The organism is Brenneria sp. L3-3C-1 (assembly GCF_016456245.1).
In the GTDB taxonomy this organism is placed as follows: Bacteria; Pseudomonadota; Gammaproteobacteria; order Enterobacterales; family Enterobacteriaceae; genus Brenneria.
Genome location: NZ_JAEMHF010000002.1, coordinates 526293 through 551650, shown reverse-complemented (window position 1 = coordinate 551650; position 25358 = coordinate 526293). Strand labels below are relative to the sequence as shown.

Below are 25358 nucleotides of genomic sequence, written 5' to 3'. Positions count from 1 at the left end.
GCCTCGCAGCGCCTGAAGTACTGACTGCCGGTTGGGGAGATTCTTCCTCATTCCCATTAGTGGTTAATAGAAAATCAGAAAGCACTCCGGCGGGAGCGCTTTCTGACGGTCAGGTTTTATAAGCATGGCGAGGCTAACGCTCATGCCGGGGGCTGTCGCTGACGTTTTATTGCAACAAATTCACGGTCGTCACGGGATTACGCGAGCAATGGTGTTTTAAAGTCGGGGTTGCCCGTTGTTGTATCCGCCTGCTCGGTAACCGAACCGAGTCGGGGCGACGTTGCATTGATCAACACCGCGGCATTGCCATATATTTTCCCTTCTAAGAGCTGCTGATGGGCATACGGTATTTCATCAAACTTAAACACCCTATTCATCGTCGGAACGATTCTTTTCTGGTTAACCAGGTGGAGAAATTCCCAGCATTCCCGAATATTGGCATAGTGGGAGCCTTGGATTCTTTTCTGGTGCATCCAGAGGTGACGGACATCAAAATCGCAGTTATAGCCGGATGTCCCGCCGACGGTGACAACCATGCCCGAATGATCGCAGATTTGCAGCGAGGTCGGGAAGGTGTCCTGGCCGGAATGCTCGATCACCAGCTTGGGGAGTTCCTTTTTACCCAGCGCTTTAAAAAAGTCGCGCCTGAAATTGGCGAAGGTTCTTGACCATGAGGCGTGTTCATCGGTGGTGACATCGGGAAGCCGTCCGAAATGTGAGTATTTCCGCCTGACGATATATCCCACGGCGCCGAGTCCGCGTACGTATTCTCCTTTCTCTTCGCTGGACACCACCGCGACGGGAAGCCCGCCGAGAGCTTTCACTATTTGCACCGATAAGGATCCCAGCCCGCCGGCCGCCCCCCAAATCAGCACGGGATCGCCGGGTTTTACGATATTCGGCGCCCAGTGCGTCAGTTGCTTATAGGCGGTGGGGCCGTTCAGCATCAGCGTTGCGCTCTCTTCCCATGTCAGGAAATCGGGTTTGGGATAACACTGGTAGTTTTCCACCACGGTATATTCGGCAAACGAACCGTAATTCCTTTCATAGCCGTAGATTTCCTGACTACGGGTAAACATCGGGTCCGCAGCGACGCGGGACTCAAGGGACGTCGCGTCGTAGACCGAACAGGAAATGACAACGGCGTCGCCGACCTTGACGTTACTGACTTCGCCGCCTACGGCGTAGACAATGCCGGAGGCTTCGGAACCGCCGATATGAAAAGGTTCGGCATGTTTATTTTTTTTACGGCGGGCGGAAATGACGTCCACCGGTTTCCCGGAGGCGGCCCAGACATTGTTATAATTCAGCCCGGAGGCCATGACTTTAATCAGCACCTGCTGGGGGGAAAGTTCGGGAATATTGACGATCTCGGGTTGAATGGCGGTAATAGGATCGCCATAGCGTTCAGGCCGAATAAGATAGGCTTTCATGGTTTTTGGAATAGCAAAATCCGTAGTCATTTTCGTACTCCTTGTCTGAAAAAATTCATTTCCTAAATTTGCGCGCTTTTCCACACCGCCCCGGTTTCGCTATAAAAACAGCGGAACGAGGCGTGACGGGACGCTTGCGCTGACGTAAGACTGAATATCGGGATCACCGGCCGTTGAGCGGCTCATCGAGATCGTCGGACTGGCTTTCACTGCTTTTGCTTTTAACGACGATGCCCGTCGCTGTGGCGCAAATACCGCCGCGCGCGCTATACAGCGTTGCGGATACAAAGGCCAGATGATGATTTTTATTGTCGATGCGGGCTTCAACCCGGCAGGGTTTTTTGCGTATCACTCTCAGCAGTTTTACCGACAATTCGATAACTCCGGCAGGCTGGCCGCCAAGCGCCTGGAATCCGCATAAACCTATCGCAGATTCCAGGGCGGCGCTGACCACCGCGCCGTTGATGCCCGTTGAGGCGAGTACGCCAAATCCGCCTTGATGACAGGGGTTGTCATCGGCAATTTCCATAATGAGGGCGTCGTCGTTGATTTCGACGATGGAAAAACCCAAACTTTTGAACAGCGCCGACGCGTTGAATAGGGATAAGTAATGCTTTTCAATCATGATTAGCTCCTGTGAAAATCCCATCGTTATCATGTCTCGTTGCCGTGACGCGCCACGGCAACGAGACGCCAGCTACGCTTTTTGCGTCTTTCCTCGCGTACGGTTTTTCCTGGTAGAGACATTGTCATTGTGGTCATCGCCGTCCCCCGCCTCGTGCAGCAGAACGGCTAAATTGCGCGCCGTGTGCTCGACATACTCGGTAAGCAGTTGGAAGTGGCTTCCCGGCGTGGCGAGGTTTTTGACCAGGTTCGGCCATTCGCTTGCCCAACGTTCGGGTTGCGCGGAAGCGGGGTAGTCCGCCGCCTGGAGCATCAACACCGGCGCGCTCAATCGCGAGGGCGACCACCGCATGCCGAACAGGTCGAGATACCAGGCCAGCGCCATGATGCCGTCATCCTCGTCTGACCAGAATTCGCCTTTTGACGCCATCCACACCCGCAGCACGTCCTCCAATGCCGCGTCGCTCATCGCGGCGGGAGGGAAACTATCGATCAACACCACGGCTTGCGGCTGGATGCCGCGCGCTTCCAGCCGATGGGCGGCCGCGTGCGCGACCAGCCCGCCGGTGGAAAAGCCGACCAGCGTAAAGGCTTGCCCCGCGGCGCAGTTTTCCACCGCGGTAGCCAGCGCTTCGGCCGCCGCATAGTCGTTATCGGGCAGAGGATCGTGTTGGAAGCCGGGCAGCGGTACGGTCACCATGCTGTATTGACCGTTTAGCGCGGAGCACAATCGCTGGTAAGTGAGATTCGCAGCCGCCGGAATGAATGAGTTAAGGCAAATCAGCAGCGGCTTTTGCGGTTCCCGGCGCAGCCAGGTGACCTCTGGCGCGTACCGGCGGTGTTCGGAATGCGCGAAATGGGGGCGCAGCCGCGCCGCGCCGGCGATGACGCTCAGACCTTCATGCGTCATCCCTTGCTGGACGGCTTGCTGCAACAGGCCGTAGTACCCGTCGCTGCGCGAGGCGGGCTGCGGCGGCTGACGGGGCGCCTCATTCGTCTCGTTCAGTTGGCCGAGTAAGTACAGCGTCAGCGCCTGTGGCGTCGGATGGTCGAAAATCGCCGTGGCGGGCACCCGTATCCCGACGACAGACGCTAACCGGCTGCTCATTTCCACCGAGGTCAATGAGTCGAATCCCAGCGTGATGAACTCCACATCGACCCTGATGGATTTAGGGTCGGGATGGCTTAGCACTTCGCCCGCATGCTGAAGGATCAGCTTGGTCAGATAGGCGCCGCGTTCCGCCTCCGGCATGGCGGCAATATGCCGGGCCGTGCCGGCGGCGCTCTGGGGCGTCGAAGCGGCGGGCAACAGTTCGGTGAGTAAGACTGTCAAACCTTGAGCGCGCAACGCCTCCAGATTCAAACGCGTCGGGAGCAGATGCGGGGGATGGGGATCGGCGTCGGTGCCGATAACGCCATCCAGGAAAGCCAGCCCTTGCGGGATGGAGAGTGGAATTTGTCCCGAATCAATAATGTCTTGTATGCCTTCGGCGCCAAGTTGTTTACCCATTTCTGAGCGTTCCGCCCACATCCCCCAGGCCATGGCGGTGGCCGGAAGCCCCTTATGGCGGCGGTGATGGGCCAATGCGTCCAAAAACGCGTTGGCGGCGGCGTAATTACCTTGCCCTTTCTGCGGCAGCAGGCTTACCGCCGACGAGTACAGCACAAAAGCGGCCAGATCCTGATGTTGCGTGAGGCGATGCAGATTCCACGCCGAATCGGCTTTGGAACGCAACACGCTGTCTATCTGCTCAGGCGTCATGGCGCGGATTTCCGCGGTATCGACGGTGCCGGCGGCGTGGATAATCGCGGTAAGGGGATGCGTCAGTGGAATCGCGCCGAGCAGCGCTTGCACCGCCTGTGGATCGGCGATATCGCAGGCGGTGATCGTTACCGCAACGCCGAGTCCGACCAGATCTTTTATCACGTCGTCAGCGCCGGGCGCGTCCGGTCCGGTCCGGCTGGCAAGAAGAATGTGGCGAATACCGTGCTTCTCGGCCAGGTGTTTCGCCACGGTTTTGCCAAGCGCGCCGGTGCCGCCGGTGATCAGAACGGTGCCCTCGGGGGCGAGAGGACGTGGGGGCATCAGGGCTGAACTTTCCTCCTGATGGGCAGCCGTACGCGCGGCGGAGGTTTTCACCAGCCGTGGCGCAAGCAGGCCGCCGCGGCGCAGCGCCAGTTGAGGTTCGCGCGCCAGCGCTACGCCGACCGCCGTACTTAACTGCGGCCATGAGGCATCCAGGTCATCGACGTCAAGCAGCAAGAAACGGCCGGGGTGTTCGCATTGGGCGGTACGCAGCAGTCCCCACAAGGGAGACTGCGTGAGGTTCGGCACATCTTCGCCGTCATGGGTCGCGACCGCATGTTGCGTGACCACCGCCAGGGGACAATGCGCGGTCTGCGGGGCGGCCAGCCAGTTCTGCACCAGGTCGAGCAACTGGCGCAGCGGCTGATGGATATCATCGTCATCGGCGAGGGGACAGATGAAGAGGGCGGCCGCATAGTCCGACGCGGCAGAGAAAGAAGCCAGCGCCGTTTCGCTATCATTGAATACGCGGGTTTGTTCCTCCTCGCTCAATTGAGTAATCAGGCGTTGGCGGGAAGCGGTCTGAGGGATAATCCAGCACAGGTTGTTTACCGCCGCCGTGTCGGCGGGGACGTCGCGCCACGCCAGATGATAGGGCTGCTGGCGACGGGGAGCCGTGTGGGTTTGCGGATTAAACGCTTTGAGTACCAGGCCATCGATTTCCGCGACGGGCGTGCCGATCTCGTCGACCAGGCGCAAATGGTGTTCGCTGTGATCCGGCGTGGATGCGCTCCTGGGCTTGGTGATCATGTGTCCGCGCAACCGACGGGCGCCCAAAGAATAGAATTTCAGGCCGTTGAACGAAAAAACCACTTGTATCTGTCCGTCGGTTTCTTGCGTCGCATCGATAAAGGCGGACTGCATTCCGGCGTCCAGCAATAAAGGGTGGATATCGAATTTATGGTTGTCTGTGACGTTTTCCGGCAGACATTCGGTCTCAATATAGATGCCGCCATTGCCGCGCCACGCGGACTTGAGCCGCTGAAAGGCCGGGCCGAGGGCGCTGAGGCGGTGCTGGTGGTACAGATCGCTAAGATCGAGCGGCTGCGCCCCGGCGGGCGGCCAGGTCTCCATGTTCAGATCCGGCCATACCGGAAGGTTGCGATCGGTCGGCGCCAGTTTACAGATGGCGTGCCGTTGCCAGGTATTTTCCTCTTCCGCGGAGTCAGCATAAGATTGCGGGTAGCGGAAGTAGAAGTCCGCGGGGCGGATGCCGTTTTCGTCGGCTTCGCCAACGCGTAGTTGGATGTCGACCACCACATCGTCGGGCAGCATAAACAGCGAGTGCAGCACCAGCGTATCGATGCAGGCGTAGCCGATCTGCGCTCCGGCGTGTTGAATGAGTTCAATCGTCATGGCGCCGGCCACCGCGGTGACGCCGTCCACTTTGTGCTCGCTCACCCACGGTTGCTTAGCGGCGTCCAACTGTCCGGTAAATATCCAGCCTTGCCGGTCGGCCATTTCGATCCCGGCTTGGAGCAGCGGGTGCGTCAGCGCGCGTAGTCCGCCGCCGGAGGCCGATCGTGGCGACGGCGCTTCCAGCCAATAGCGACGGTGCTGGAAAGGATAGGTGGGCAGCGGTACGCTCCGGGTGCGGGCAAGCAGCTTCGTCCAGTCCAGCGGCAGTCCCTGGGCGTAGAGTTTCGCCAGCGCGGCGAACAACGGGCGCCCTTCCTCTCGCTCCTTGCGCACAGGGGCGATCCACACGGTGTCGGATTCGCCGTCCAACTGACGCGCCGCGTCGTTGGTTCGGCCCATCGCGGTCAGCACGCCATCGGGGCCAATTTCCAGCGCGGTGACGGTATTATGCGCCAGCAGCCAGTTGGCCGCGGCATCGAAACGAACCGCCCGCCGCGCCTGAGTGGCCCAATAGTCAGGAGAACAGGCCTGCTCGTTGGAGAGCAGCTCGCCGGTGACGGTAGATATAATCGGCATGGCGGGAGGATTAAAGGCGAGCGTCGCGAGCGTACTCCGCAACGTCTCAACGATGACATCGATATGCGGCGAGTGGAAGGCGTGGCTGGTTCGCAGACGGTGAGTGCGATAGCCGCGGCTCTGCCACTGTTCGGCGATTTGCAGAACGGTGTCGGTATCCCCGGAGATCACCACTGACGACGGGGTATTCACCACCGCGATGGTAACGGCTGTCTCATAACCCGCCAGTGAAGGCAGAATCTCCTGTTCGCCGGCTTCAATCGCCACCATGGCGCCTTTAGCGCTAATCGATTGCATCAGTCCTCCCCGCACGGCGACGAATTTGGCGGCGTCGGCCAGAGAGAAAACGCCCGCGATATGGGCGGCGGCGATTTCGCCGATGGAGTGTCCGACCACCATGTCGGGCGTCGGGCCGAGGTGGGTCACGGTTCGATACAGGGCGACTTCAAAGGCGAACAGCGCCGCCTGAGTGAAATCGGTGCGATCCAGCAGGTCGGCTTCGGCGGAGCCTTTTTCGGCGAACATGATGGTTTTAAGAGGCTGCGGCAACAGCGGGTCCAGGTGCTCACACACCTCATCCAGCGCCTGAGCGAACACGCCGGAGAGCCGATAAAGCTCCTGTCCCATCGTCGGCCATTGCGCGCCCTGGCCGGTAAACAGAAAAGCGGTATTCCCCGACGGCGAACGGACGCCCTGGACGACGCCGGGGGCGTAGCTATCGTTGGCCAGCGCTTCCAGCGCGCTGATTATCCCCTCGCGGTTTGCCGCGGTGACGACGGCCCGGTAGTCGAAGTGCGTCCGGGTGGTGGCGAAAGAGAAGGCGATGGCGGCGAACTCATCCTCCCCGGCCTCTCTGATCCGTTCGGCCGTCGCTGCCGCCTGGGCGCGCAATCCGCCTGGCGAAGCCGCGGAAAGCGGCAGCGCCAGCTCCGGCGCCGCGAAGGTCAGACCGGGGGCGTCGCTCACCGGCGACGCGTTAAGCGACGGCGCCTCTTCAAGGATGAGATGGGCGTTGGTGCCGGAAAAGCCGAACGACGACACCGCCGCCCGCATGGGATACCCGGTATCCGGCCAGGGACGCGGGGCGGTAAGCAATCTGATCGCGCCCTGCGACCAGTCTACCTTGCTGGAGGGAACGTCGGCATGAAGGGTTTTCGGCAATACGCGATACTGAAACGCCATCACCATTTTGATGATGCTGGCAACGCCGGCGGCCAATTGAACATGACCGATATTGGATTTAAGCGAACCCAGCCACAGCGGCCGATCTTCAGGCCGATGCTTGCCGTAGGTGTTGAGCAGCGCATTAGCTTCGATGGGGTCGCCGAGCGTCGTCCCGGTGCCGTGGGCTTCCACTACGTCAATGTCGGAAAATGTCAGTTGCGCATTTTTCAACGCCTGGCGGATGACCTGTTCCTGCGCCGGTCCGTTTGGCGCGGTGAGTCCGTTGCTGGCGCCATCCTGGTTAATCGCGCTGCCGCGAATAACCGCCAGAACCGGATGTCCGGCCTGAACCGCGTCGGAGAGTTTCTCCAGCAGCAACAGCCCCACGCCTTCGGAAAACCCGGTGCCGTCCGCGCTGTCGGCGAAGGCTTTGCAGCGCCCGTCGGCGGATAAGCCGCCCTGACGGGTAAATTCCGCGAAAACCTCTGGCGAGGCGATCACCGTCGCGCCGCCGGTGATCGCCAGCGAGCATTCGCCGGCGCGCAGCGAGCGGACGGCCAGATGCAGGGCGCTCAGCGAGGATGAGCACGCCGTATCCACCGTAAGCGCCGGGCCGTTCAGCCCGAGCGCATAGGCAATTCGACCGGAAGCGATGCTGCTCAGGCCGCCTTGCAGACGATAGCCGTCGGCGGCGGGATTGCGCCGTTCAATATCGGCGAGATAGCCATTATGGGTGGTGCCGATAAATACCCCGGTCTGGCTGTTTTTTAGCGAGGCGGGAACAATATCGGCGCGTTCCAGCGTTTCCCAGGCGACTTCCAACAGCAGGCGCTGCTGCGGATCCATCGCCAGCGCCTCCCGATCGGAAATTTTGAAAAAACCGGCGTCGAATCCGGCGACGTCCTCCAGGAAGCCGCCTTTCCACGAATCGGCGATCGATTTAAGCGTCGGATCCTGCTCAAAAAGGGTGTCGATCCGCCATCCGCGATCCGCGGGAAAGGGGCCGATAGCTTCCGCGCCGTCGTCCAGCAACCGCCAAAGCTGCTCGGGAGAACGGATATCGCCGGGCAAGCGGCAGCCCATCGACACGATGGCGATGGGTTCGTGCGCGGCCTGGCTCAGCTTTTGGTTACTGCGTTTTAACTGTTCGTTCAGCAGTAAGCTGCTGCGCAGCGCTTCAGTCAGGCGTGCAGAGGCATCATTTCCGCCTGACGTCGGGGAGGATTCCGCGGGCATTTGAGCACGGTTTGGCTGCTTAGCCGAAGGGTGTCCTGACATGCTAGTCATAATTTTCTTCCTTGGTGGATAACGCGAGGGATACCAGCTCGTCGGTGCTGGCGGATTGGATGCTTTTTACTCGATTGTTTTCCGCATTTTTGGCCGGATTTGCGGCGTCGTCTCCCGCCTGAAGCAGCATATCGAGCAGTCCGGTGTCGCGCAGACGCGAAAGCGGGATCGCGGCGAGGATGTCGCGAATACGCGTTTCCTCTTTTTCTTCCGTCGCCGACGGGTCAGACGCCGTATCCAGTCCGGCAAAAAGCTGTTCGTCGAGGTATTCGGCGAGCGCCGCCGGCGTGGGGTAGTCGTAGGTCAAGGTGGCCGGCAGGCGCAGACCGGAAGCCGTCGCCAGGCGATTGCGCAGTTCCAGCGCCATCAGCGAGTCGATGCCGCTTTCTTTGAAAGACTGCTCGGGCGCAAGGCGTGAAGCGTCATCCAGACCGAGGATGGCGGCGATGTTGACGGCAATCGCGGTTTGCAACTGTTTCAGTCGCGCGGCGGGTTCCAGCGCGGCCAGCGATTGGCGAAGATCCGGCGCTTTTTGATTGTCGGCGGATGTCCTACGCGCGCTTGCCGGCCCGGCCAGACGCTCCAGCAACGGATGCAGGCTTCCCGACCGGCTGTTCTTACGCAGCATTTGCGGATTGAGCGGGGCGGCGGTGAGCGCCGCATAGGGCAGCGTCAGCGCCGCGTCGATCATCGCATGCCCGTGTTCCGGCGTGATGGGAGCCAGACCGGTGCGGGCGATACGCGCGTTATCCGTGTTGCTTAGCTGGCTGGAAAGCCCGGTGACCGGCTGCCACCAGCCCCAGGCGAGGGAGGTGGCGGGCAAGCCCTGGCTACGACGGTTATGGGCCAGCGCATCAAGCGTCCGGTTCGCGGCCGAGTAGTTCCCCTGGCCGGGGCTGCCGAGTGTGCCGGCGCTGGAGGAGTAGAGTACGAAGGCCGCGAGATCCTGATGCCGGGTCTTTTCATGCAGGTGCCAGACCGCATCGACTTTCGGCGTGAAGACCGTGTTGATGTCATCGGCGGTCAGGTTGGCGATGGTGGCGTCGGCCAGTACCCCGGCGGTGTGGAACACCCCGGTGAGTGGATGAGCGGACGGGATGGCGTCGAGCAACGTTTGCAGCGCCTGCGCGTCGGCGGTGTCGCAGGCGGCGAGTTCGACCGTGGCGCCCGCGCTTTCCAGCGCGGCTTTCAACTGATGCGCACCTTCGGCATTCGGGCCGCGGCGGCTGGCCAGAATCAGGCGGCGCACCTGGTGCTCGGTCACCAGATGGCGCGCGAGCAGGCCGCCGAGCGTCCCGGTTCCGCCGGTGATCAGCACCGTTCCTTCGGGGTTTAGCGCGTGCGTAAAGGTCAGCACCACTTTACCGGTGTGACGTCCCTGCTGCATCAGGCGGAAAGCCTGAACCGCCTCCCGGATATCGAAGGCCGTAACGGGCAACGGCGTCAGCGAACCGGCGCGCATCAGTTCAAGCAACTCGCCGAGCATTTTCGCCGTCTGCGCCGGATCTTTGTCGGGGCGATCAAGATAATGATACGCCAGGCCGGCGTGGCTGGCGGCGACCTGGCCGGCGTCGCGGATATCGGTTTTGCCGAGTTCGACAAACCGGCCGTCCGCCGCCATCAACGCCATCGTGGCGTCAATGAATTCGCCGGTCAATGAGTTGAGCGCCACATCGATTCCCCGATCGCCGAGCACGGCGCGGAATTGTTCGGCAAAGCCCAGCGTGCGCGAGCTGGCGATATGGTCGTCGGCAATGCCGAGCTGACGCAGAATCGGCCACTTGTCAGGGTGCGCCGTGGCGAAGATTTCCGCGCCCAGATGACGCGCCAGTTGAATAGCCGCCTGGCCGACCCCGCCGGCCGCCGCATGAATCAAAACTTTTTCGCCGCGGCGCAGAGACGCAAGCTGCGTCAGGGCGTGGAAGGCGGTGAGGAATGCGACGGGAACGCCCGCGGCCTGAGCGAACGACCAGTCTTCCGGGATCGGAACCGTGGTGCGTTGATCGGCAATGACGGTCGGGCCAAAGGCGCCTTCTGTCATGACCATCACCCGGTCTCCGGCTTTGAAACGCTTCACGCCGGGGCCGACTTCCGCAATCACCCCTGCGGCTTCCGTGCCGAACTCATGCTGCGGGGGGATCAGACCCAACGCGCAGACGATATCGTAGAAGTTGACGCCCGCCGCGCGGACGCTCAGTCGTATTTGGCCGCGGCTCAGCGGTGCGGCCGCTTCGGGCGCGGGCTTGAGCGTAAGGTTATCGAGATTGCCCGCGTTTGGAATATCCATGCGCCAGAACGGCGTATCGGCAGGCGGCGTCAGCATTTCGTTTTTCACCAGCCGGGTCAGATGAGGGATAAGCAGTTTGTCTTGACGCACCGCCAACTGCGGGCGGTCGCTGGCCAACGCCGCGCTCAGCAGCGCCGTATCGGCAAGCGGGCGCGCCGTATCGAGCAGGACAATCCGGCCGGGGTTTTCGCTCTGAGCGGAGTGCAGTAGCCCCCACGCCGCGCCGTGGGCGAAATCAACACGTTCATTCGAGGCGGTGACGGTGGCGTGGCGGGCGATGACGAACAGCGTCGTATGCGCCATTTTCTCGTCAGCCAGCCAGGTCTGGAGCAGATGAATCACCTTTTCGCACAGCGCGCGCGTGGCGCTGGGCGCGTCGGCGGCCGGTTCGGTCGGCAACGGCCAGACGATGACATCGGGCGGCGTGGCCGACGTCATCGCCGTTTGCAGCTCGGGCAGCGTCGGGTAACGGGAAAGGGCGCTGAATGCGGCATCGTCGGTCGTGTCGGCGCCGAGCAACGCCCAGGCGGCGAGCGGCGGGGCATCTTTCGCTCTGGACGCGGTGGGCAACGGGCTCCAGGTGGTACGCAGCAGATCGTGTTCGGGTTGGATGCGTAATAGGTCGCGCAGTTTGTCCCGCGTCGTTTCACGCAGATTGAGCGCCTCAATGGAGAGGACAAGCTCGCCCGTTTCGTCGATGGCGACCACGCTGACCGTATCGGGTTTCGCCAAATGCAGCCGCGCGCGCAGTTGTCGCGGTTGGGCGTCGGCAATGGTCACGCCGCTGAATGCAAACGGCAAGCGCAATTCTCCCGCATCCTGGCCGTCGCCGGCAGGCAGCGCGATAGTATGGAGCACGGTATCGAGCAGCGCGGGGTGAAGACGGTGCCCGTTCAGCGACAGGTCGTCGGGCAGGTTTGCCTCGGCATACCAATAATCGCCGCTGCGCCAGGCGGCGGCAAGCCCCTTAAAGGCCGGGCCGTATTCATAACCGGCGGCGGCGAGGTGTTGATAAAGGTCGGCAAGATCCACTTGCTCGGCGTCAACCGGCGGCCAGTCCTGGTTGGAGAAGGGGGATTCGGGCAACGCCGCGTCGCGCAGTAATTGCGCATTGGCGTGCAATGTCCATATCGGGGATTCCTGGTCGTCGTCGGCGTGTCGCCGCGCATGGAGCGTTACCGCGCGTAGCCCACGGTCGTCAGGACGGCCGACGCGGAGTTGTAAATCAAGCTCTCCCTGCTCGGGAAGTACCAGCGGCGCCTGGATGACCAACTCGGCGATGTGGTTGTAGCCCGTCGTCAAGGCGGCGTATTGGATCATATCCAGATAAGCCGTACCGGGAAGCAGCGCCACGCCGGAGGCGGCGTGATCGGCGAGCCAGGCATGGCTGGTCAAGCTGATGCGCCCCGTCAGCAGCACCCCTTCATCGTCCGGCAGGTCAATGATCGCGCTCAGCAGGGCGTGTTCCGCCGAACGTTGCCCGGTTGTGGCGACATCGTTGGAGACCTGCGAGTTCAACCAGTAGTGACGGTGCTCGAAAGGATAGGTGGGAACGTCAACCAGATTGGCCGTGGGGTGCAGGGCGCGCCAGTTGATGTCGTGACCGTGGACGTAAAGCCGCGCCATGGCCTCGGTCAGGCATTGGACGGAGGGCTTATTGCGCTGCATGGAGCCGATGGCGGTTGCGGCGTCGCCGACGGTTTCCTCCAGCGCCGGCAGCAGCACCGAGTGTGGGCTGCACTCCAGAAAGGTCATGGTTCCCGCCTTGCTTAACGCCAGCGCGGTATCGGCGAAGCGCACCGGATGGCACAGGTTATCGCACCAATATTCGGCGTCCAGCATCGTGCCGCCGAGCGGCGTAGCATGGGGGTAGCCGTCCACGGTACTGTAAAAGGCGAGGCGCGTCGCCTGTGGCGTCAGGCCGGAGAATAGCTGCATCAGAACCGGGCGCAGCGCGTCGAGACGGGGAGAATGCCCCGCGACGTCAACGGCAACCCGCTTCGCGCGTATCCGCTCTTTTTTGCAGCGGCGCAGCAAAGCGTCGATCGCCTGGGTATCGCCAGAGACAACGGTTGCGGTCGGGCTGTTGAAAACGGCCAGCGTAATGTCGTCGTCGCCCTGTTCGACGAACGTTTTGGCCTGTTCCTCGGACAGGCCGATCATCGCCATCGCGCCGCTGCCGGCCTGGCTGAGCATCAGTTGTGAGCGCAAGGCGACGATTTTTACCGCATCCTGTAGGGTGAGCGCTCCGGCGATATAGGCGGCGGCGATTTCCCCTTGCGAATGACCCACTACGGCATTCGGCGTAAAGCCAAAAGATTGCCACAGGCGGGCGAGCGCGGTCATCACCGCGAATAGCGCCGGTTGCACGATGTCGACCCGTTCCAACGGCGGCGCGTCCTGGGCGCCGCGCAGCACGTCGATCAGCGACCAATTCACATAGGGACGAAGCGCTTCGTCAACCCGATCGATGGCCTGGCGGTAAACGGAAAACGCGTCATACAGCGCCATTCCCATTTCGGGCCATTGTGAGCCTTGTCCCGGGAAGACGAAGACCAGCTTGCCTGAGTCGCCCGCCGTCAGGGTGTTTGCGATCAGCATCGGGTGATCATGACCGTCGGCAAGCGCCTGCAATCCTTGTAATAGCGCGTCCCGTGACTGTCCCCACACCGCGGCGCGGCAGGCAAACCGGCTACGGGACGCGCCCAGTGAATAGCCGATGCTGACGGGATCAATCGTCGGCTGACTGAGGACATGTTCGCGCAGCCGCGTGGCTTGCTTACGCAGCGCGGCGTCCGTTTTCGCCGCAATCGGCCAGAGCATTTCCTGCGGCGTGCCGTCGGGAAGGCTGGCGGCAATCGGCGACGCCGGCGGCTGTTCCACAATCAGGTGACCGTTGGTGCCTGAAACCCCGAACGAAGAAATGGCGGCGCGACAGGGGCGCTCGTCAACCTGCGGCCACGGTTGCTGTTCCGTGAGTAAGCGAATAGCGCCGTTCGACCAGTCCACTTCGGTCGAGGGGGCGGTGATATGCAAACTGCGCGGCAACACGCCATGCTGGAAAGCCATCACCATTTTGATCACCCCCGCCACCCCCGCGGCGGCCTGGGTATGGCCGATGTTGGATTTGATCGACCCGAGCATCAAGGGGCGTTCCACGGGGCGTTCCCGGCCATAGGTAGCCATCAGCGCGTTGGCTTCTATCGGATCGCCGAGGCGGGTGCCGGTGCCGTGGGCTTCAACCACGTCAATATCCTGAGGCGCTAAACCCGCGTTGACCAGCGCATGGCGGATCACCTGCTGCTGCGCCGTGCCGTTGGGGGCGGTCAGCCCGTTGGAGGCGCCGTCCTGGTTGACCGCGCTGCCGCGAATAACGCCCAGAATCGGGTGGCCGTTGGCCTGGGCCTGCGAAAGCCGTTCCAGCAACAGCATGCCGGCGCCTTCGGACAACCCCACGCCGTCGGCTGAGGCCGAGAACGCTTTGCATCGGCCATCCGGCGCCAGCACGCGCTGTTGAGAAAAGTCGATCAGTACGCCCGGCGTCGGCATGACGGTGACGCCCCCGGCAAGCGCCAGTTTGCAGTCGTTACTGCGTAATGCTTCACATGCCGTATGGATGGCGACCAGAGAAGAAGAGCATGCCGTATCAATGGTGACGGCCGGTCCTTGCAGACCGAGGCTATAGGCGACCCTGCCCGAGGCGACGCAGGTGGCGGTTCCCATGTAGCCGTAACCGGAAACCTCTTCCGGCGCGTATTGAATTTGGGTGCCGTACTCCGTCGACATCACCCCGGCATAGATCCCGGTGAGGGAGCCGTGCAGCGTTGCGGGATCGATCCCCGCCCGCTCGACGGCTTCCCAGGATATTTCCAGTAACAGCCGCTGCTGCGGTTCCAGCGTTAAGGCCTCGCGCGGTGAAATGCCGAAGAATCCGGCGTCGAACAGGGGAGCCTCATACAGAAAGCCGCTGGCGCGGGTGGAGATTTTGCCGAGGCGGCCCGGTTCAGGATCGTACAGGTTTTTGGTATCCCAGCCGCGATCCGACGGGTAGTCGCCGATGGCGTCCCGGCCTTCCAACACCAGATTCCATAGCGCTTCGGGCGTGGTGACGCCGCCGGGATAGCGGCAAGCCATACCGATGATGGCAATAGGGTCGTCGTCGTCGCGGGAGACGCTTTCAAAGGCGTTCTGTTCGCTGTCTGGCGAGACCAGTCCAAGCTCGTGGCGCAGGTATTCGCTGAGCGCCCGCGGCGAGGGATGGTCGTAGACCAGCGTGGACGGTAAATCGATTCCGGTGGCCACCGAAAGCCCGCGCGCGAATTCCACCACGGTAAGCGAGGTGAATCCGATATCCCGGAAAGCCTGGGTATCCGAGGAGAACGCATGTCCCAACAGCGCCTTGGTTTCACGAGCCACCAAATCCAGCAGGATTTCACGCTGTTCGGCTGGGCTGCGCTCGGCCAATGCCGCGCGATCGACGTCGGCGCCTTGCGGCGGCGCGCCGTCATCGCCGGAAACGGCGTTTTCCCTGGCGGGCGGCGTCTTGTCAGCAGGCGTCGCGAGCGACACGGCGTGGTTAAACTGCGCCGCCAGATGTGGGAAGAAATAGCGGAATACGGTATGCCACTCAATCGGCGCACCGTTGATGAATGCGTGGGTCAGCGCATAAATGAAACTTTCCCGGTCGCTTTTTCTGCGGTCGAGGGTGGGTATCGCCGCCCCGCGCACGCCGGCGGCACGCAGGTGTTCGTCTACGATCGCCGTCAGCACGGGATGCGGACTGACCTCGATAAACAGGCGATGACCGTCGTTAATCAGGGCGCGCAGGCTGTTCTCGAACAGAACGGTGTCGCGCAGGATGCGGAACCAATACTCGGGCGTGAAATCGTCGGCGTTGAGTCGGGTTCCGGTCACCGAGGAGTAATAGGCGGCATGCGCGGAGGACAGAACGCGGCGCGGCGCCTGGTCAATAACATCCTCCCGCAGGATGTCCACCTGCGGACAATGGCCGGCGACGTCGCCCCCCGGTACTTTCCACGCCCAGAATCCCTCTTCCGTCAGCGTGGTCAGCAGCGCATTGGTGTCAGCCGTGCTCCCGCTGATGGTCACGCTTTTCGGGCTGTTGATCGCCGCGATAGCCAGCTTGCCGTTCCATTTTTTCAGCAGCGGCGTGAGGGTATCGACAGAGGCGGCGACCGATATCATCGCGCCTTGTCCTTCAATGCGGGTGAGCGCATTGCCCCATAGCGTGACCAGTTTGGCGGCATCCTCGCTGCTTAAATAGCCGGCGGCGTGAGCGGCGGCGGCTTCGCCCACCGAGTGGCCCACCACCGCCGCTTCACGGATGCCGAAAGCGCGCCATGCATCCGCCAGCGCGGAAGCCATGGTGAACTGTATCGGCTGAATCCGCGCCAGGCGCGTGAATTCTTCGCCAGCGGCGAGCGCGTCGGCGGGGTTCCAGTCAAGGTGCGATTGCAGCGCGTTGCCATAATCGTTAACCCGCTGGCGATAGTCGGGAAGCGCGGTGAGCAGTTCGGTGGTCATGCCCGGCCAAAGCGGCCCCTGGCCGGGGAAAATCAGCACCGGGCGCTGCCCAGCGTCGGCGCTGCCGGTCAGCACGTTGCGCGCGATGCGGCCTTGCGCCAGCGCGGCAAGCCCTTTCATGAACCCGGCTTTGTCTGCGGCGAATACCGCGCCGCGCTGCGCGGCGTGGGGCGCGGCGAGATGGCGCAGGCAAACTTCCTGTAACGCCTCATCCGGCATGGATTCGATTTCGGCGCGCAACTGCTCGGCCGTAGCGGCCAGCGCCAGCTCGGATTCGCCCGAGATAATCAAAGGCAAATTAAATGCGTCCATAAGGTGAACTCCTGTTATTTGGTGACGGCGTTTGCGGCGGAGGCGGTTTTCCGCCAGCCGATGTCCGAAGCCGGGTGAATTTCCAGATTTTTCGGCAGTTCGCTACGCAGCAGGACTTTCCCCAACTGCCGCCGAATATCACCTTCGGTGAGCGAGCCGTCATGACAATAGACGTCGAGCGTGAAGGCCACTTCACCGCTATCGCCGTTGTTTTGGTGCACCCAGGCTTCCGCTCGGGAAATTCCGGCGATGGTTTCGGCTATCTCACAGACGGATTTCAGGCAGACCTTTTCACCACGGCTCATGACATAGGTCGGATTGCGATGTTGGAAAAAGAGATAGCCGTCGTCATCAATGATGAAGCGATCGCCGGTGCAGATGACACGCCGGACGCCATTGAGCGCCGTATCCGCTTCATCGTCGCGCCCGTTAATCCGGCGGATCATCCCGCTGCCGGTTTCGACGATGAGTTCGCCGGCGGCATCGTCCGGGTGTTCTTTGCGCAGGTAAGTCTTGACCTCCGGGAAGGGCAAACCGACGGACGCGTATTTATCGGGCGGCTCGCGATGTGCGGCGAGTGTCGCCACGCGCGGGCCAGCCTGCGTCAGACCGTAGGTAAGATAAAGTTCGATCCCCGGATTGCGCGCCAGCATATTTTCCACCGCGCCGGGATTGATCGCGTCTCCGCCGATGGTTAGACGGCGCAACGGCGCCGGAAGCCGTTCGGAACCGCTTTGCAACCAGGCGTCGATCATCATGGGCGTCAGGGATGACTGCGTTATCTGGTACGTTTCTATCGTTTGCTCATAATTGCGCGGCGTGAAAGGCGGCCCGGCGATGATGGCTCTGTTTCCCAGCGCGAAGGTGGAAAGCAACTGCGCTACGAAGGCGTAGGAGTAATACATCGGCAGGTTGATAAGCACCCGATCGGCCGGGGTTTGCTCAACGGCTTGCGCATGGTAGGAGGCATTGAGAAAAAGCGCGTCAATGGTGAATAAACAGCCGCTAAAGATGCCGGAGGTTCCCGATGTGAGAAGAATGATCTCTCCCGGACGATAGCGTCGCGCCTTAACCTGACCCAGCACAGCCAGTTTGGCCGCCTGAGTCAGCGGTCGCGTCGGCTGAGTTTGCGCCAGACCGGAGGCAATGTGCAGCGCGATAAGGACATTGGCGCCAATCACCTGGCCGATTCGCTGAATTCGGGACGGCGGCGCCGACGACGGCAGCAGCACGGGAACCGCGCCGTGGGCCAGCAGGGCGAAGACCACCGCCACGAATTGCACGCTGTTCGGCATGGCGACCATAACCGGCTCACCGGGTTCGATTCCCTGCGCGCGAATATTTTCCAGTATTTCAGCAACGACAATTTGCGGCGCGGCATCCTGCGGCAGGTCGACCTGAACCAACTGGTTGATAAAGCGTTGCGCCGAGTCCGGGGTGATTTTCACGGGCGTTTTCATTGCGGCATCTCCCTGCTGTTGTCGGTCACGACCGTGCTGATGATGCGGTGGCCCGAGGCGTCCATGGCGTGAACGGTGATAATGACGTGGGTCGCTAAATGTTCATGCAGCCATGCCCGGGCCAGCACGGCCGCATAAGGGAGCGCGCTTTCCGGCGGCATCGAGAATACGATGCTTGGGCCGCTGAATTTCAGAAACTGAGAAGGCAGGCTACAGATCATGCCCGGGCAGGCGCCGGAAAAACGCAGCGGCGAGATATGGCCGGAAGGAATGGTTTTGGCGATGGCGCGCATGGTGTGAAGGGTACAGTGATCGCTGATGGCGATATGTCCCACGGACGGGCTTGCCGACAGAATGGCGTCGAGATGTTCGCCGATTGCCTGCTCCACGGCTTCCAGAATGAGCCATGAGAGCGGATCGGCATACAGCGACACTTTCTGCACGGGCTTGAAGGTAGCCAGGTCGGGGGCGACGGACACGCCTTGGCCCAAGGTGATTAGGCCCTGGGGCATCAATATATTGAGTTCTTTCATCGTGCTTCGCTCCCGGCGCTTTGGAAAACCAGGCAGGTGTTGAAACCGCCGAATCCCAACGTGACGCTGAGTCCGGCGGCGGCGTGGCGTATCGCGGTTTGTTGCGTGGCGATCGGCAGGTGGAGATCGGCAAGCGGTTGCCGCAGGCCGTGAATCGGCGGGATCTGTTGCGTATTCAGCGCCTGTAATACGACGATGGCTTCGATCGCTCCGGTCGCGCCGAGTGTGTGTCCGAAAGCGCCTTTGGTGGCGAATAAGATCGGCGGTTGCGGCACAGCGGAAAAGATCTGCGAATAGGCTTTGGCTTCCACGCTATCGTTAACCTGCGTGCCGGTGCCGTGCGCGTTGATTATCCCGATGTTCGCTGGCGTCAGCCCCGCGCTGTCCAACGCCCTTTGCACCGTCAGAATCACGTTTTTACCGGATATGTCGGGAGCGACGGCGCTGGCGGCGTCATTTGCCGACCCCGCTCCCGCTACGATGCCATAAGGCCGCGCCCCCCGGCGCCGCGCCCGTTCCGCCGACTCCAGAACCAGAAAGGCGGCGCCTTCGCCGAGAACGGTCCCGTTGTGGCTGACATCGAAAGCGCGCAGGCCATCGGTCGACAGGGTGCCAAGCCGCGAGTGGCTGAGTCGTTTCCCCACGGTGAGAATATCGGCCCCGCCGCATAGGCAGAGCTCCGCGGCTCCCGAGCGGATGAAGTTCAGCCCGGCCAAAATGGCGTCGGCGCCCGCCGAGCACGCGGTGCTCACCGTTATCGGCTTCGCCACGCAGCCGGCATCCTGTAGCGCCTTGGTCGACCATTCGGACAGCGAGCGCGTGTCGGGCGAATCTAAATGATGGCCGTAGCTGGTGCCCACTATTGGAAGTATGTCTGGATCGTCCGGTGCGATGCCGGCGTCTTTCAGCGCCTTCAGCACGGTGCTTTTCGTCAACGCGTGCTGACGTTGCGGTGCCGGCCACTCCAGGGGCAACGCCGCCAATGGCGCGGCGAGATGACTACGCAGCGGGAAGGGCGCATCGACGTCGGTGATGCCGGAGTGACCCGCGAGCAGCGACTCCCACACCGTCGTTACCTCATCGCCCAGCGCCGTAGACCAGGCCATTCCGGTAACCCAGACCGATGAATGAGCATTCACCATAATTGAACTCCCAGGTCTGATACTTTCTGTCGCACCAGCGAACCTTTGACCATTCCCACGGTGTGGCCGGACACCGCCGCCCGGCAGGAAAACGTCAGGAAGTTGCCGCGCAGACTTTCGCAATGCAGTTCAAAGATGATTTGGTCGCCCGGCACGACAACCCGGGTAAATCTGGATTTGAGCGAACCGATCAGCGTGACTTCGTCATCGGTTAACGGCGCGGTCGAGAGTTGAAACAGAATGATGGCTGACTGGGCGATGGCTTGCATCATGTGGCTGGCGGGGAAAATGGCGCGTTCAGGGAAGTGTCCGGCGATGGCGTCCGTCTGACCCGACACCGCCATCAGGGTTTTAATATAGTCGGCGGGTTCGTAGTCAAGCACGCGGTCAAGGAAAACCATCGGATGGCGATGTCGTAACCACCCTTTGAGTTCGGTGAATCCCATAACCCGCGGCTGACGTTCCTCTGTGGTGTAAGTTTCAGTGTTCATCAATCATTATCTCCGTTGTCGGAAGGGGCGCGAAGGTCGGCGATCAGGCGAGAGAGCGTGCGGATCGAATCGAAGTATTTCGGCGTGAAATACTCGTCTTCAATCTTGACGTTAAAGGCGTATTCGCATTGAGCGCGAAGCTCGCTAAAACCGAGGGAGTCCAGTCCCAGTCCGTCGCGCATATTTTCATCGAGGTCGATTTCCGAACGCGGAGTACTGATAAATAAATCGTCGATTAAGATGCTGACAATGGTGTTTTCTATGTTTTTCAAGGTACGATCTCCAATAGTATTGATGGGTATTCCATAGGGATGTCGGACACGGGCGGTGCACTGAAGAGTTCAGCGCTAATCCGACCGGCATGAACGGCAAAGCGTGTTTCGGGTATCGTTTGTCTAATGCGTGGCTGAGAGAAATTCCGCCGCGATCCGTCGTCGACTGATTTTTCCCGTGGTCATCACCGGGAGTTTTTCAACGAAAATGAATTCGGCAGGGTGTTTATAATTGGCGATATGATCGGACAAGTGTGAACGTAAGGCTTGTGGGTCGGGACGGCGTCCGGGAACGGGTTGAATCATGGCTATAATGCGTTCGCCCGCCACCGCGTCAGGAATGCCAAAGACAATTGCCGCCATGATATCGATATGTTGGACAAGCGCCTTTTCAACCTCTAACGGTGATACCGGATATCCTTCAATCTTTATTTGATCTTTTTGGCGACCGCAGAAAAGCAGGTTGCCGTCGGCTTCTTGCCGGACAGTGTCGCCCGTGGCTATCCATTGTTCCGGCGGAAAAGGATCAACTTCGCTGCCGTTCCAAATCCCTAGCGTTCTGGCCGGAGAACGCAGCAGCAATTGGCCCCTATGCCCAGGACCATCGTCGATTTTGATTTCAACGCCGGGGAGTGGCCAGCCAATGGCAGGCTCGTCAAGAGAACAAAGATCGGGATGATAGATCACCGGACCGCCTAATTCCGTCTGGCCGTAGGAGCTTTGCATGCGGGCGCCAAAATAGGCGAGAAAATTCTGGCTAAGGTCGTGCGGACATGCATCTCCCCCGACCACGCACACCGTGTTGCTAAGATCAAGCGCGATGTTTTGCTGGACAGTCGCATCCATGATTGCTTGAAAATTAGCTGGCGTGCCGATGACCCAGGCAAGTTTGTCATTTTGCAGTTGGTGTAAAATAGCCTGGGTATCGTGGGCGGCGGCCATGAACACCGGGAGACCGCGGCGCAGTGCGGTGAGAGAGGTGAGTATGCTCCAGGGGCTGATGAAATCCACCATGGAGGCGATCGGTAAACGGTTTCCGCTATGCTGGTTGACCTTGGGATTCATGGTCGCGTCGACCTGATTTAGTGAATTAATCAGGGTTTGTTGTGTATAGACAATCCCTCTGGGCTGGTCCGTTGTCCCGGAAGTGTAAAAGATAGAGGCAATTTCTTGCGGCGCTCTATCGGTTGGGGAAAAGGCGGCGTGGCGGGTTAACGTATCCCAGGAACGCGTGCGCGCGGTTTCCTCAGTGCTGGGCAGATCTAAGATCCAGCGTTTTTCCAGCGTCTCACAGGAATCGACAGCTTGCCGCCATGCGTGATATTGTTCCGTGTCACCGATATAGAAGCGTGAGGCGCTATGGGTAATTAACTGCTTTGCCTCACTACCGGATAGCCGAAGGCTGAGTGGAACTAAAATAGCGCCGATACTCAGGCACGCATAGTAAACCGAGATAAGTTCAGGGCGATTGCTAATATGTACGGAAATGCGGTCTCCTGGGAATAAACCAGCCCGTCGCAAACCAGCCGCAATCTTTTCGCTGAGAATAAGTACATCAGAATAAGATATATTACGGTTATTGAAGATAATAGCTGTTGCGTTTGAATGCGTTAGCGAATATTTTTTGAAATCCGAAAAAACAGTCATAACCTAATTCCTTTTACCGGTTAAGAAGGGATATAATCCACCTGATTTAAAATATCGGAAATAAAATTAGTTTTTAAGTTTCTTAGTTAACAATAATTCCGTATTTTGATTTGTTTTATACAGGGTTTATTTTCCCTATGAAAAAGGAAAATTATCATTATGATGATTACTAATTCTCATACTGGTTAATACTTAGCGTGCTTATTTATAATAATGCATGTTTTTGTTTTTTAAGATAAATCCTATAGTGGTTGTTTTGGGGTGGCTTTATCCCTTTAAATGGAATTGTAGTTAAAGGATTTTTACAGTTGGAGTCTTGTGAGGTAAATTTAATGGATTGGATGAAAACCCCACCTCTCTACGCATTAAAGGCTTTCGAGTCTGCTGCGCGTCATCAGTCGTTTACTCATGCCGCTTGTGAGTTATCAATTACACAAAGCGCAATCAGTAAACATATACATACCGTAGAGGATTTTTTTGGTAAGAAATTGTTTGAACGTAATGGACCAAGGATATTCTTAACCTCAGATGGAGAACAGTTGGCGAAAGAACTCCAATATGCATTTGTAATTCTGTGTAGGGCCTGTGAGAATTTTCACTATAATGAAAAGGTATTACGTATTCATTCACCTGCTGCTTTTGCATTGCGCTGGATTATTCCGGTGTTAAGGCTGCTTGGCAAAAAAAGTATGTTACCTTTAGTGACTATTGAAAATAAACGAGATGATTATTATTCGTCAATTCTTGATATGCAGGGATATGATGGCATGATTCTCTATGGGGATGGTTTGTTCCCTAATGATTGGAATAGTACCTTATTAATTTCTGAATGTATAACGCCGGTCATATCACCTGATTTATTACACTCTCTTGGCAACGATATACCGCTTGCTATTGATCTTATTTATACTAAATCGAAAGAGATTGACTGGTTATTATGGCGTAAAGAATACGATTTACAGGATAAGGTTAAAATCATCAATCGATATGAGTTTGAGTCTATGGACTCAGCCATCGCCGCCGCTGTCCAGGGATTGGGGATGGCCATTGTTGATATTAACCTGGTGAAAAAGGAACTTGAAAATAATACCTTGGTTATGCCTTTCAAGTGCGCGGTTTACTCCGGAAAAGGGTATTACTTCGTCAGCAGGGATAACAGAAAAGATAGCGTTCTATCATCATTTTTAGAACGCTTAAAAGGCTATGTGGTAGAGCAACGTGTAGAGGGAGTGAAGTATATTAATCGAGAATTAAGTTAATCCGCGATAATCATGGCCTCCATTCACACTGGATACTGCAATAGGCATTCAGTGTGATAGGCTGATTATCTTCAATCACTCATTCAGGTTTCCACTTAGGGCTACGGCAACGATACCCGTGCACGAAACTCGCCGGAGGTCAGCGGTCAGTATGAAGCGCGGAAAGGTCGTTACGATCTCACGCGCTTCCAGTGAAATAAGGTGAAGGAGCGTTGTCTCCTTTGCCCGTTATCGATCCAACTCCACCGAATACGCGATGTCCTTCTGCGCGTCAAGAGCCGCAAGCCGCTGCCGGAGCGCCGCATGGATACCATCGAAAGCGGATGCTCCGAGCGTCAGACGCAGCGGTGTCGTCCCCGCATCGATCGTTTCGATCATCCGATCTACCACCTTTCCCGCATCGCCGGTGACCGCGAACGCGCCCAAATCAATGCTGCGCCGCACGTCGTCGGCAGGCGTGCCGTCGTAGACCGTCGGCATGACGGGCCGCACTATGCCGTTCTTGAAATTGGTGGCGGTCGGCCCCGGTTCCACGAGGGTGAAGGTGATGCCGAAGGGTTCAAGCTCCCTGGCTATCGCCTCGACGAAGCCTTCGATACCCCATTTGGTGGCATGATAGAGACTGAACCCTGGATAGGCGATCTGCCCCCCTTCCGAGGAGATTTGCAACACGCGTCCTCCCCCTTGACTGCGCAAGTGCGCGATCGCGGCGCGGATGAGGATGATGGAGCCGACGAGGTTAGTATCATAATCTGGCGGACTTGTTCATCAGACACGGCTTCCGCCGGGCCGAGGATGCCATAACCGGCATTGGAGACGATTACATCAATGCGGCCGAGATCGGCAAAGGCACGATCGGTCACGGTGCGCACGCAGCCGCTGTTGCGGTATGTCACACCGGCCTGTGCGTATCCGGCGTGTCTGCGATAATTTGCCGTCTCGTCTGGCTGGCATGCCTGGCCGGCGGCATGCCGAATATCCGCGCATAGTCGCGGCTGAATTGCGAAGGGCTTTCATAGCCGACCAGGAAGCCGGCGCTGGCGGCGTCCGCGGCATCGCTCACCATCAGTCGCCGAGCTTCCTGCATCCGCAGTTGCGTGCGGAACTCAAGAGGGCTCATGGTCGTGACTGCTTTGAAATGAAGGTGAAAGGTCGAGCGGCTCATCCCTGCGACCTCCGCGGCGTGTTCGATGCGGCAAGGGCCGCGGAAGTGTGCCCTGATCCAGACGATGGCTCGGGCGATCTGGTTAAGCCGGCTATCTCCCCGGGCCATATGACGGATCACGCCGCTGCCGTTCCCGGTCAAGAGGCGGTAAAGAATTTCACGAAGGGTGAGCGGGGCGAGGGCCTCGATGTCATGCGGGGTATCCAGCAAACCAACCAGGCGTATCGCTGCATCGAGCAATTGCGGGGTGGTTTTGTTCAGCGTCAACCCGGCGGGGATGGCGCTCTCATCCCCGGACGGCGCCGCCGGATAACGGATCGCAAGATCCGATAGTTCGGCAGAATCCAGGTCGAGCCGTAGACACAGATAGGGGTGGCTCGCACTCGCTTTGATCACCGACCCCATCACCGGCAGCTCAACGGAGGCGACCAGGAAATGCGCGGGGTCGTAGCGATATGTCGTCGCGCCGAGGGCCGCTTGCTTGGTGCCTTGAGCGACCAGACAGAGCGTTGGCGCATAGATCACCGGCATTGGCATGGTTGGGGAAGACGCGCGCAGCAGTGATACTCCGGGAATGGCGCTCACATAAGTGCCATCGGCTGGCGCATGGCGGCTGATGAGGTCGATGAGCGTGTCGAGCGTATTCATTGGTTTCATGTCGCCGCCGTAATTGCAGAACACAAAACTCAACCTATCAGCATTTCGGACGATCGTGCA

Annotated in this window: 13 protein-coding genes; 1 reads left to right on the top strand and 12 read right to left on the bottom strand. The window is 59.6% G+C overall.

Annotated elements, in window-relative coordinates; translation table 11 throughout:
* Positions 1 to 197 precede the first annotated feature (197 nt).
* The 10 genes from ccrA to JG725_RS08835 form a co-directional block, all read right to left on the bottom strand.
* Entirely contained in the window at positions 198 to 1463 is a 1266-nt protein-coding gene (ccrA, locus tag JG725_RS08880; RefSeq protein WP_199377654.1) for a crotonyl-CoA carboxylase/reductase, read from the bottom strand.
* A 133-nt stretch (positions 1464 to 1596) separates the two neighbouring features.
* A complete protein-coding gene (locus JG725_RS08875) occupies positions 1597 to 2058 on the bottom strand; it encodes a PaaI family thioesterase (protein WP_199377652.1) in 462 nt (153 codons plus the stop codon).
* A 72-nt stretch (positions 2059 to 2130) separates the two neighbouring features.
* Positions 2131 to 8529 (bottom strand): type I polyketide synthase, encoded by a 6399-nt coding sequence (locus tag JG725_RS08870; RefSeq protein ID WP_233356368.1) that lies wholly within the window; start codon positions 8527 to 8529, stop codon positions 2131 to 2133.
* Complete coding sequence (locus tag JG725_RS08865; protein WP_199377650.1) at positions 8522 to 16672, bottom strand: type I polyketide synthase; 8151 nt, start codon at positions 16670 to 16672, stop codon at positions 8522 to 8524. The genes JG725_RS08870 and JG725_RS08865 overlap by 8 nt, the downstream gene beginning before the upstream one ends.
* Before the next feature lie 14 nt (positions 16673 to 16686).
* Positions 16687 to 18132 carry a class I adenylate-forming enzyme family protein gene (locus JG725_RS08860; RefSeq protein WP_199377649.1) on the bottom strand — a complete coding sequence of 482 codons (1446 nt, stop codon included), beginning with the start codon at positions 18130 to 18132 and terminating at the stop codon, positions 16687 to 16689.
* Positions 18129 to 18665 carry a coronafacic acid synthetase gene (locus tag JG725_RS08855; RefSeq protein ID WP_199377647.1) on the bottom strand — a complete coding sequence of 179 codons (537 nt, stop codon included), beginning with the start codon at positions 18663 to 18665 and terminating at the stop codon, positions 18129 to 18131. Before JG725_RS08855 ends, JG725_RS08860 begins: the two co-directional genes overlap by 4 nt.
* Positions 18662 to 19807, bottom strand: a complete 1146-nt coding sequence (locus JG725_RS08850; protein WP_199377645.1) for a beta-ketoacyl-[acyl-carrier-protein] synthase family protein — start codon at positions 19805 to 19807, stop codon at positions 18662 to 18664. The genes JG725_RS08855 and JG725_RS08850 overlap by 4 nt, the downstream gene beginning before the upstream one ends.
* Positions 19801 to 20298 (bottom strand): 3-hydroxyacyl-ACP dehydratase FabZ family protein, encoded by a 498-nt coding sequence (locus JG725_RS08845; RefSeq protein ID WP_199377643.1) that lies wholly within the window; start codon positions 20296 to 20298, stop codon positions 19801 to 19803. The genes JG725_RS08850 and JG725_RS08845 overlap by 7 nt, the downstream gene beginning before the upstream one ends.
* Positions 20298 to 20570 carry an acyl carrier protein gene (locus JG725_RS08840; protein ID WP_172289558.1) on the bottom strand — a complete coding sequence of 91 codons (273 nt, stop codon included), beginning with the start codon at positions 20568 to 20570 and terminating at the stop codon, positions 20298 to 20300. Before JG725_RS08840 ends, JG725_RS08845 begins: the two co-directional genes overlap by 1 nt.
* A 123-nt stretch (positions 20571 to 20693) precedes the next feature.
* Complete coding sequence (locus tag JG725_RS08835) at positions 20694 to 22217, bottom strand: class I adenylate-forming enzyme family protein (RefSeq protein ID WP_199377641.1); 1524 nt, start codon at positions 22215 to 22217, stop codon at positions 20694 to 20696.
* Between the two features lie 332 nt (positions 22218 to 22549).
* Here JG725_RS08835 and JG725_RS08830 point away from each other — a divergent pair, with 332 nt between their 5' ends.
* Entirely contained in the window at positions 22550 to 23476 is a 927-nt protein-coding gene (locus JG725_RS08830) for a LysR family transcriptional regulator (protein WP_199377639.1), read from the top strand.
* A gap of 228 nt (positions 23477 to 23704) precedes the next feature.
* Here JG725_RS08830 and JG725_RS08825 read toward each other — a convergent pair whose 3' ends face one another.
* Positions 23705 to 24172, bottom strand: a complete 468-nt coding sequence (locus JG725_RS08825) for an SDR family NAD(P)-dependent oxidoreductase (protein WP_233356367.1) — start codon at positions 24170 to 24172, stop codon at positions 23705 to 23707.
* Between the two features lie 196 nt (positions 24173 to 24368).
* Positions 24369 to 25289 (bottom strand): AraC family transcriptional regulator, encoded by a 921-nt coding sequence (locus JG725_RS08820; protein ID WP_199377637.1) that lies wholly within the window; start codon positions 25287 to 25289, stop codon positions 24369 to 24371.
* Positions 25290 to 25358 lie beyond the last annotated feature (69 nt).

What these genes read in the sequence shown, in the direction of transcription:
- ccrA (WP_199377654.1), bottom strand. Translation starts at nt 1,463, where the DNA reads ATGACTACGGATTTTGCTATTCCAAAAACCATGAAAGCCTATCTTATT.
- JG725_RS08875 (WP_199377652.1), bottom strand. Translation starts at nt 2,058, where the DNA reads ATGATTGAAAAGCATTACTTATCCCTATTCAACGCGTCGGCGCTGTTC.
- JG725_RS08870 (WP_233356368.1), bottom strand. Translation starts at nt 8,529, where the DNA reads ATGACTAGCATGTCAGGACACCCTTCGGCTAAGCAGCCAAACCGTGCT.
- JG725_RS08865 (WP_199377650.1), bottom strand. Translation starts at nt 16,672, where the DNA reads ATGGACGCATTTAATTTGCCTTTGATTATCTCGGGCGAATCCGAGCTG.
- JG725_RS08860 (WP_199377649.1), bottom strand. Translation starts at nt 18,132, where the DNA reads ATGAAAACGCCCGTGAAAATCACCCCGGACTCGGCGCAACGCTTTATC.
- JG725_RS08855 (WP_199377647.1), bottom strand. Translation starts at nt 18,665, where the DNA reads ATGAAAGAACTCAATATATTGATGCCCCAGGGCCTAATCACCTTGGGC.
- JG725_RS08850 (WP_199377645.1), bottom strand. Translation starts at nt 19,807, where the DNA reads ATGGTGAATGCTCATTCATCGGTCTGGGTTACCGGAATGGCCTGGTCT.
- JG725_RS08845 (WP_199377643.1), bottom strand. Translation starts at nt 20,298, where the DNA reads ATGAACACTGAAACTTACACCACAGAGGAACGTCAGCCGCGGGTTATG.
- JG725_RS08835 (WP_199377641.1), bottom strand. Translation starts at nt 22,217, where the DNA reads ATGACTGTTTTTTCGGATTTCAAAAAATATTCGCTAACGCATTCAAAC.
- JG725_RS08830 (WP_199377639.1), top strand. Translation starts at nt 22,550, where the DNA reads ATGGATTGGATGAAAACCCCACCTCTCTACGCATTAAAGGCTTTCGAG.
- JG725_RS08820 (WP_199377637.1), bottom strand. Translation starts at nt 25,289, where the DNA reads ATGAATACGCTCGACACGCTCATCGACCTCATCAGCCGCCATGCGCCA.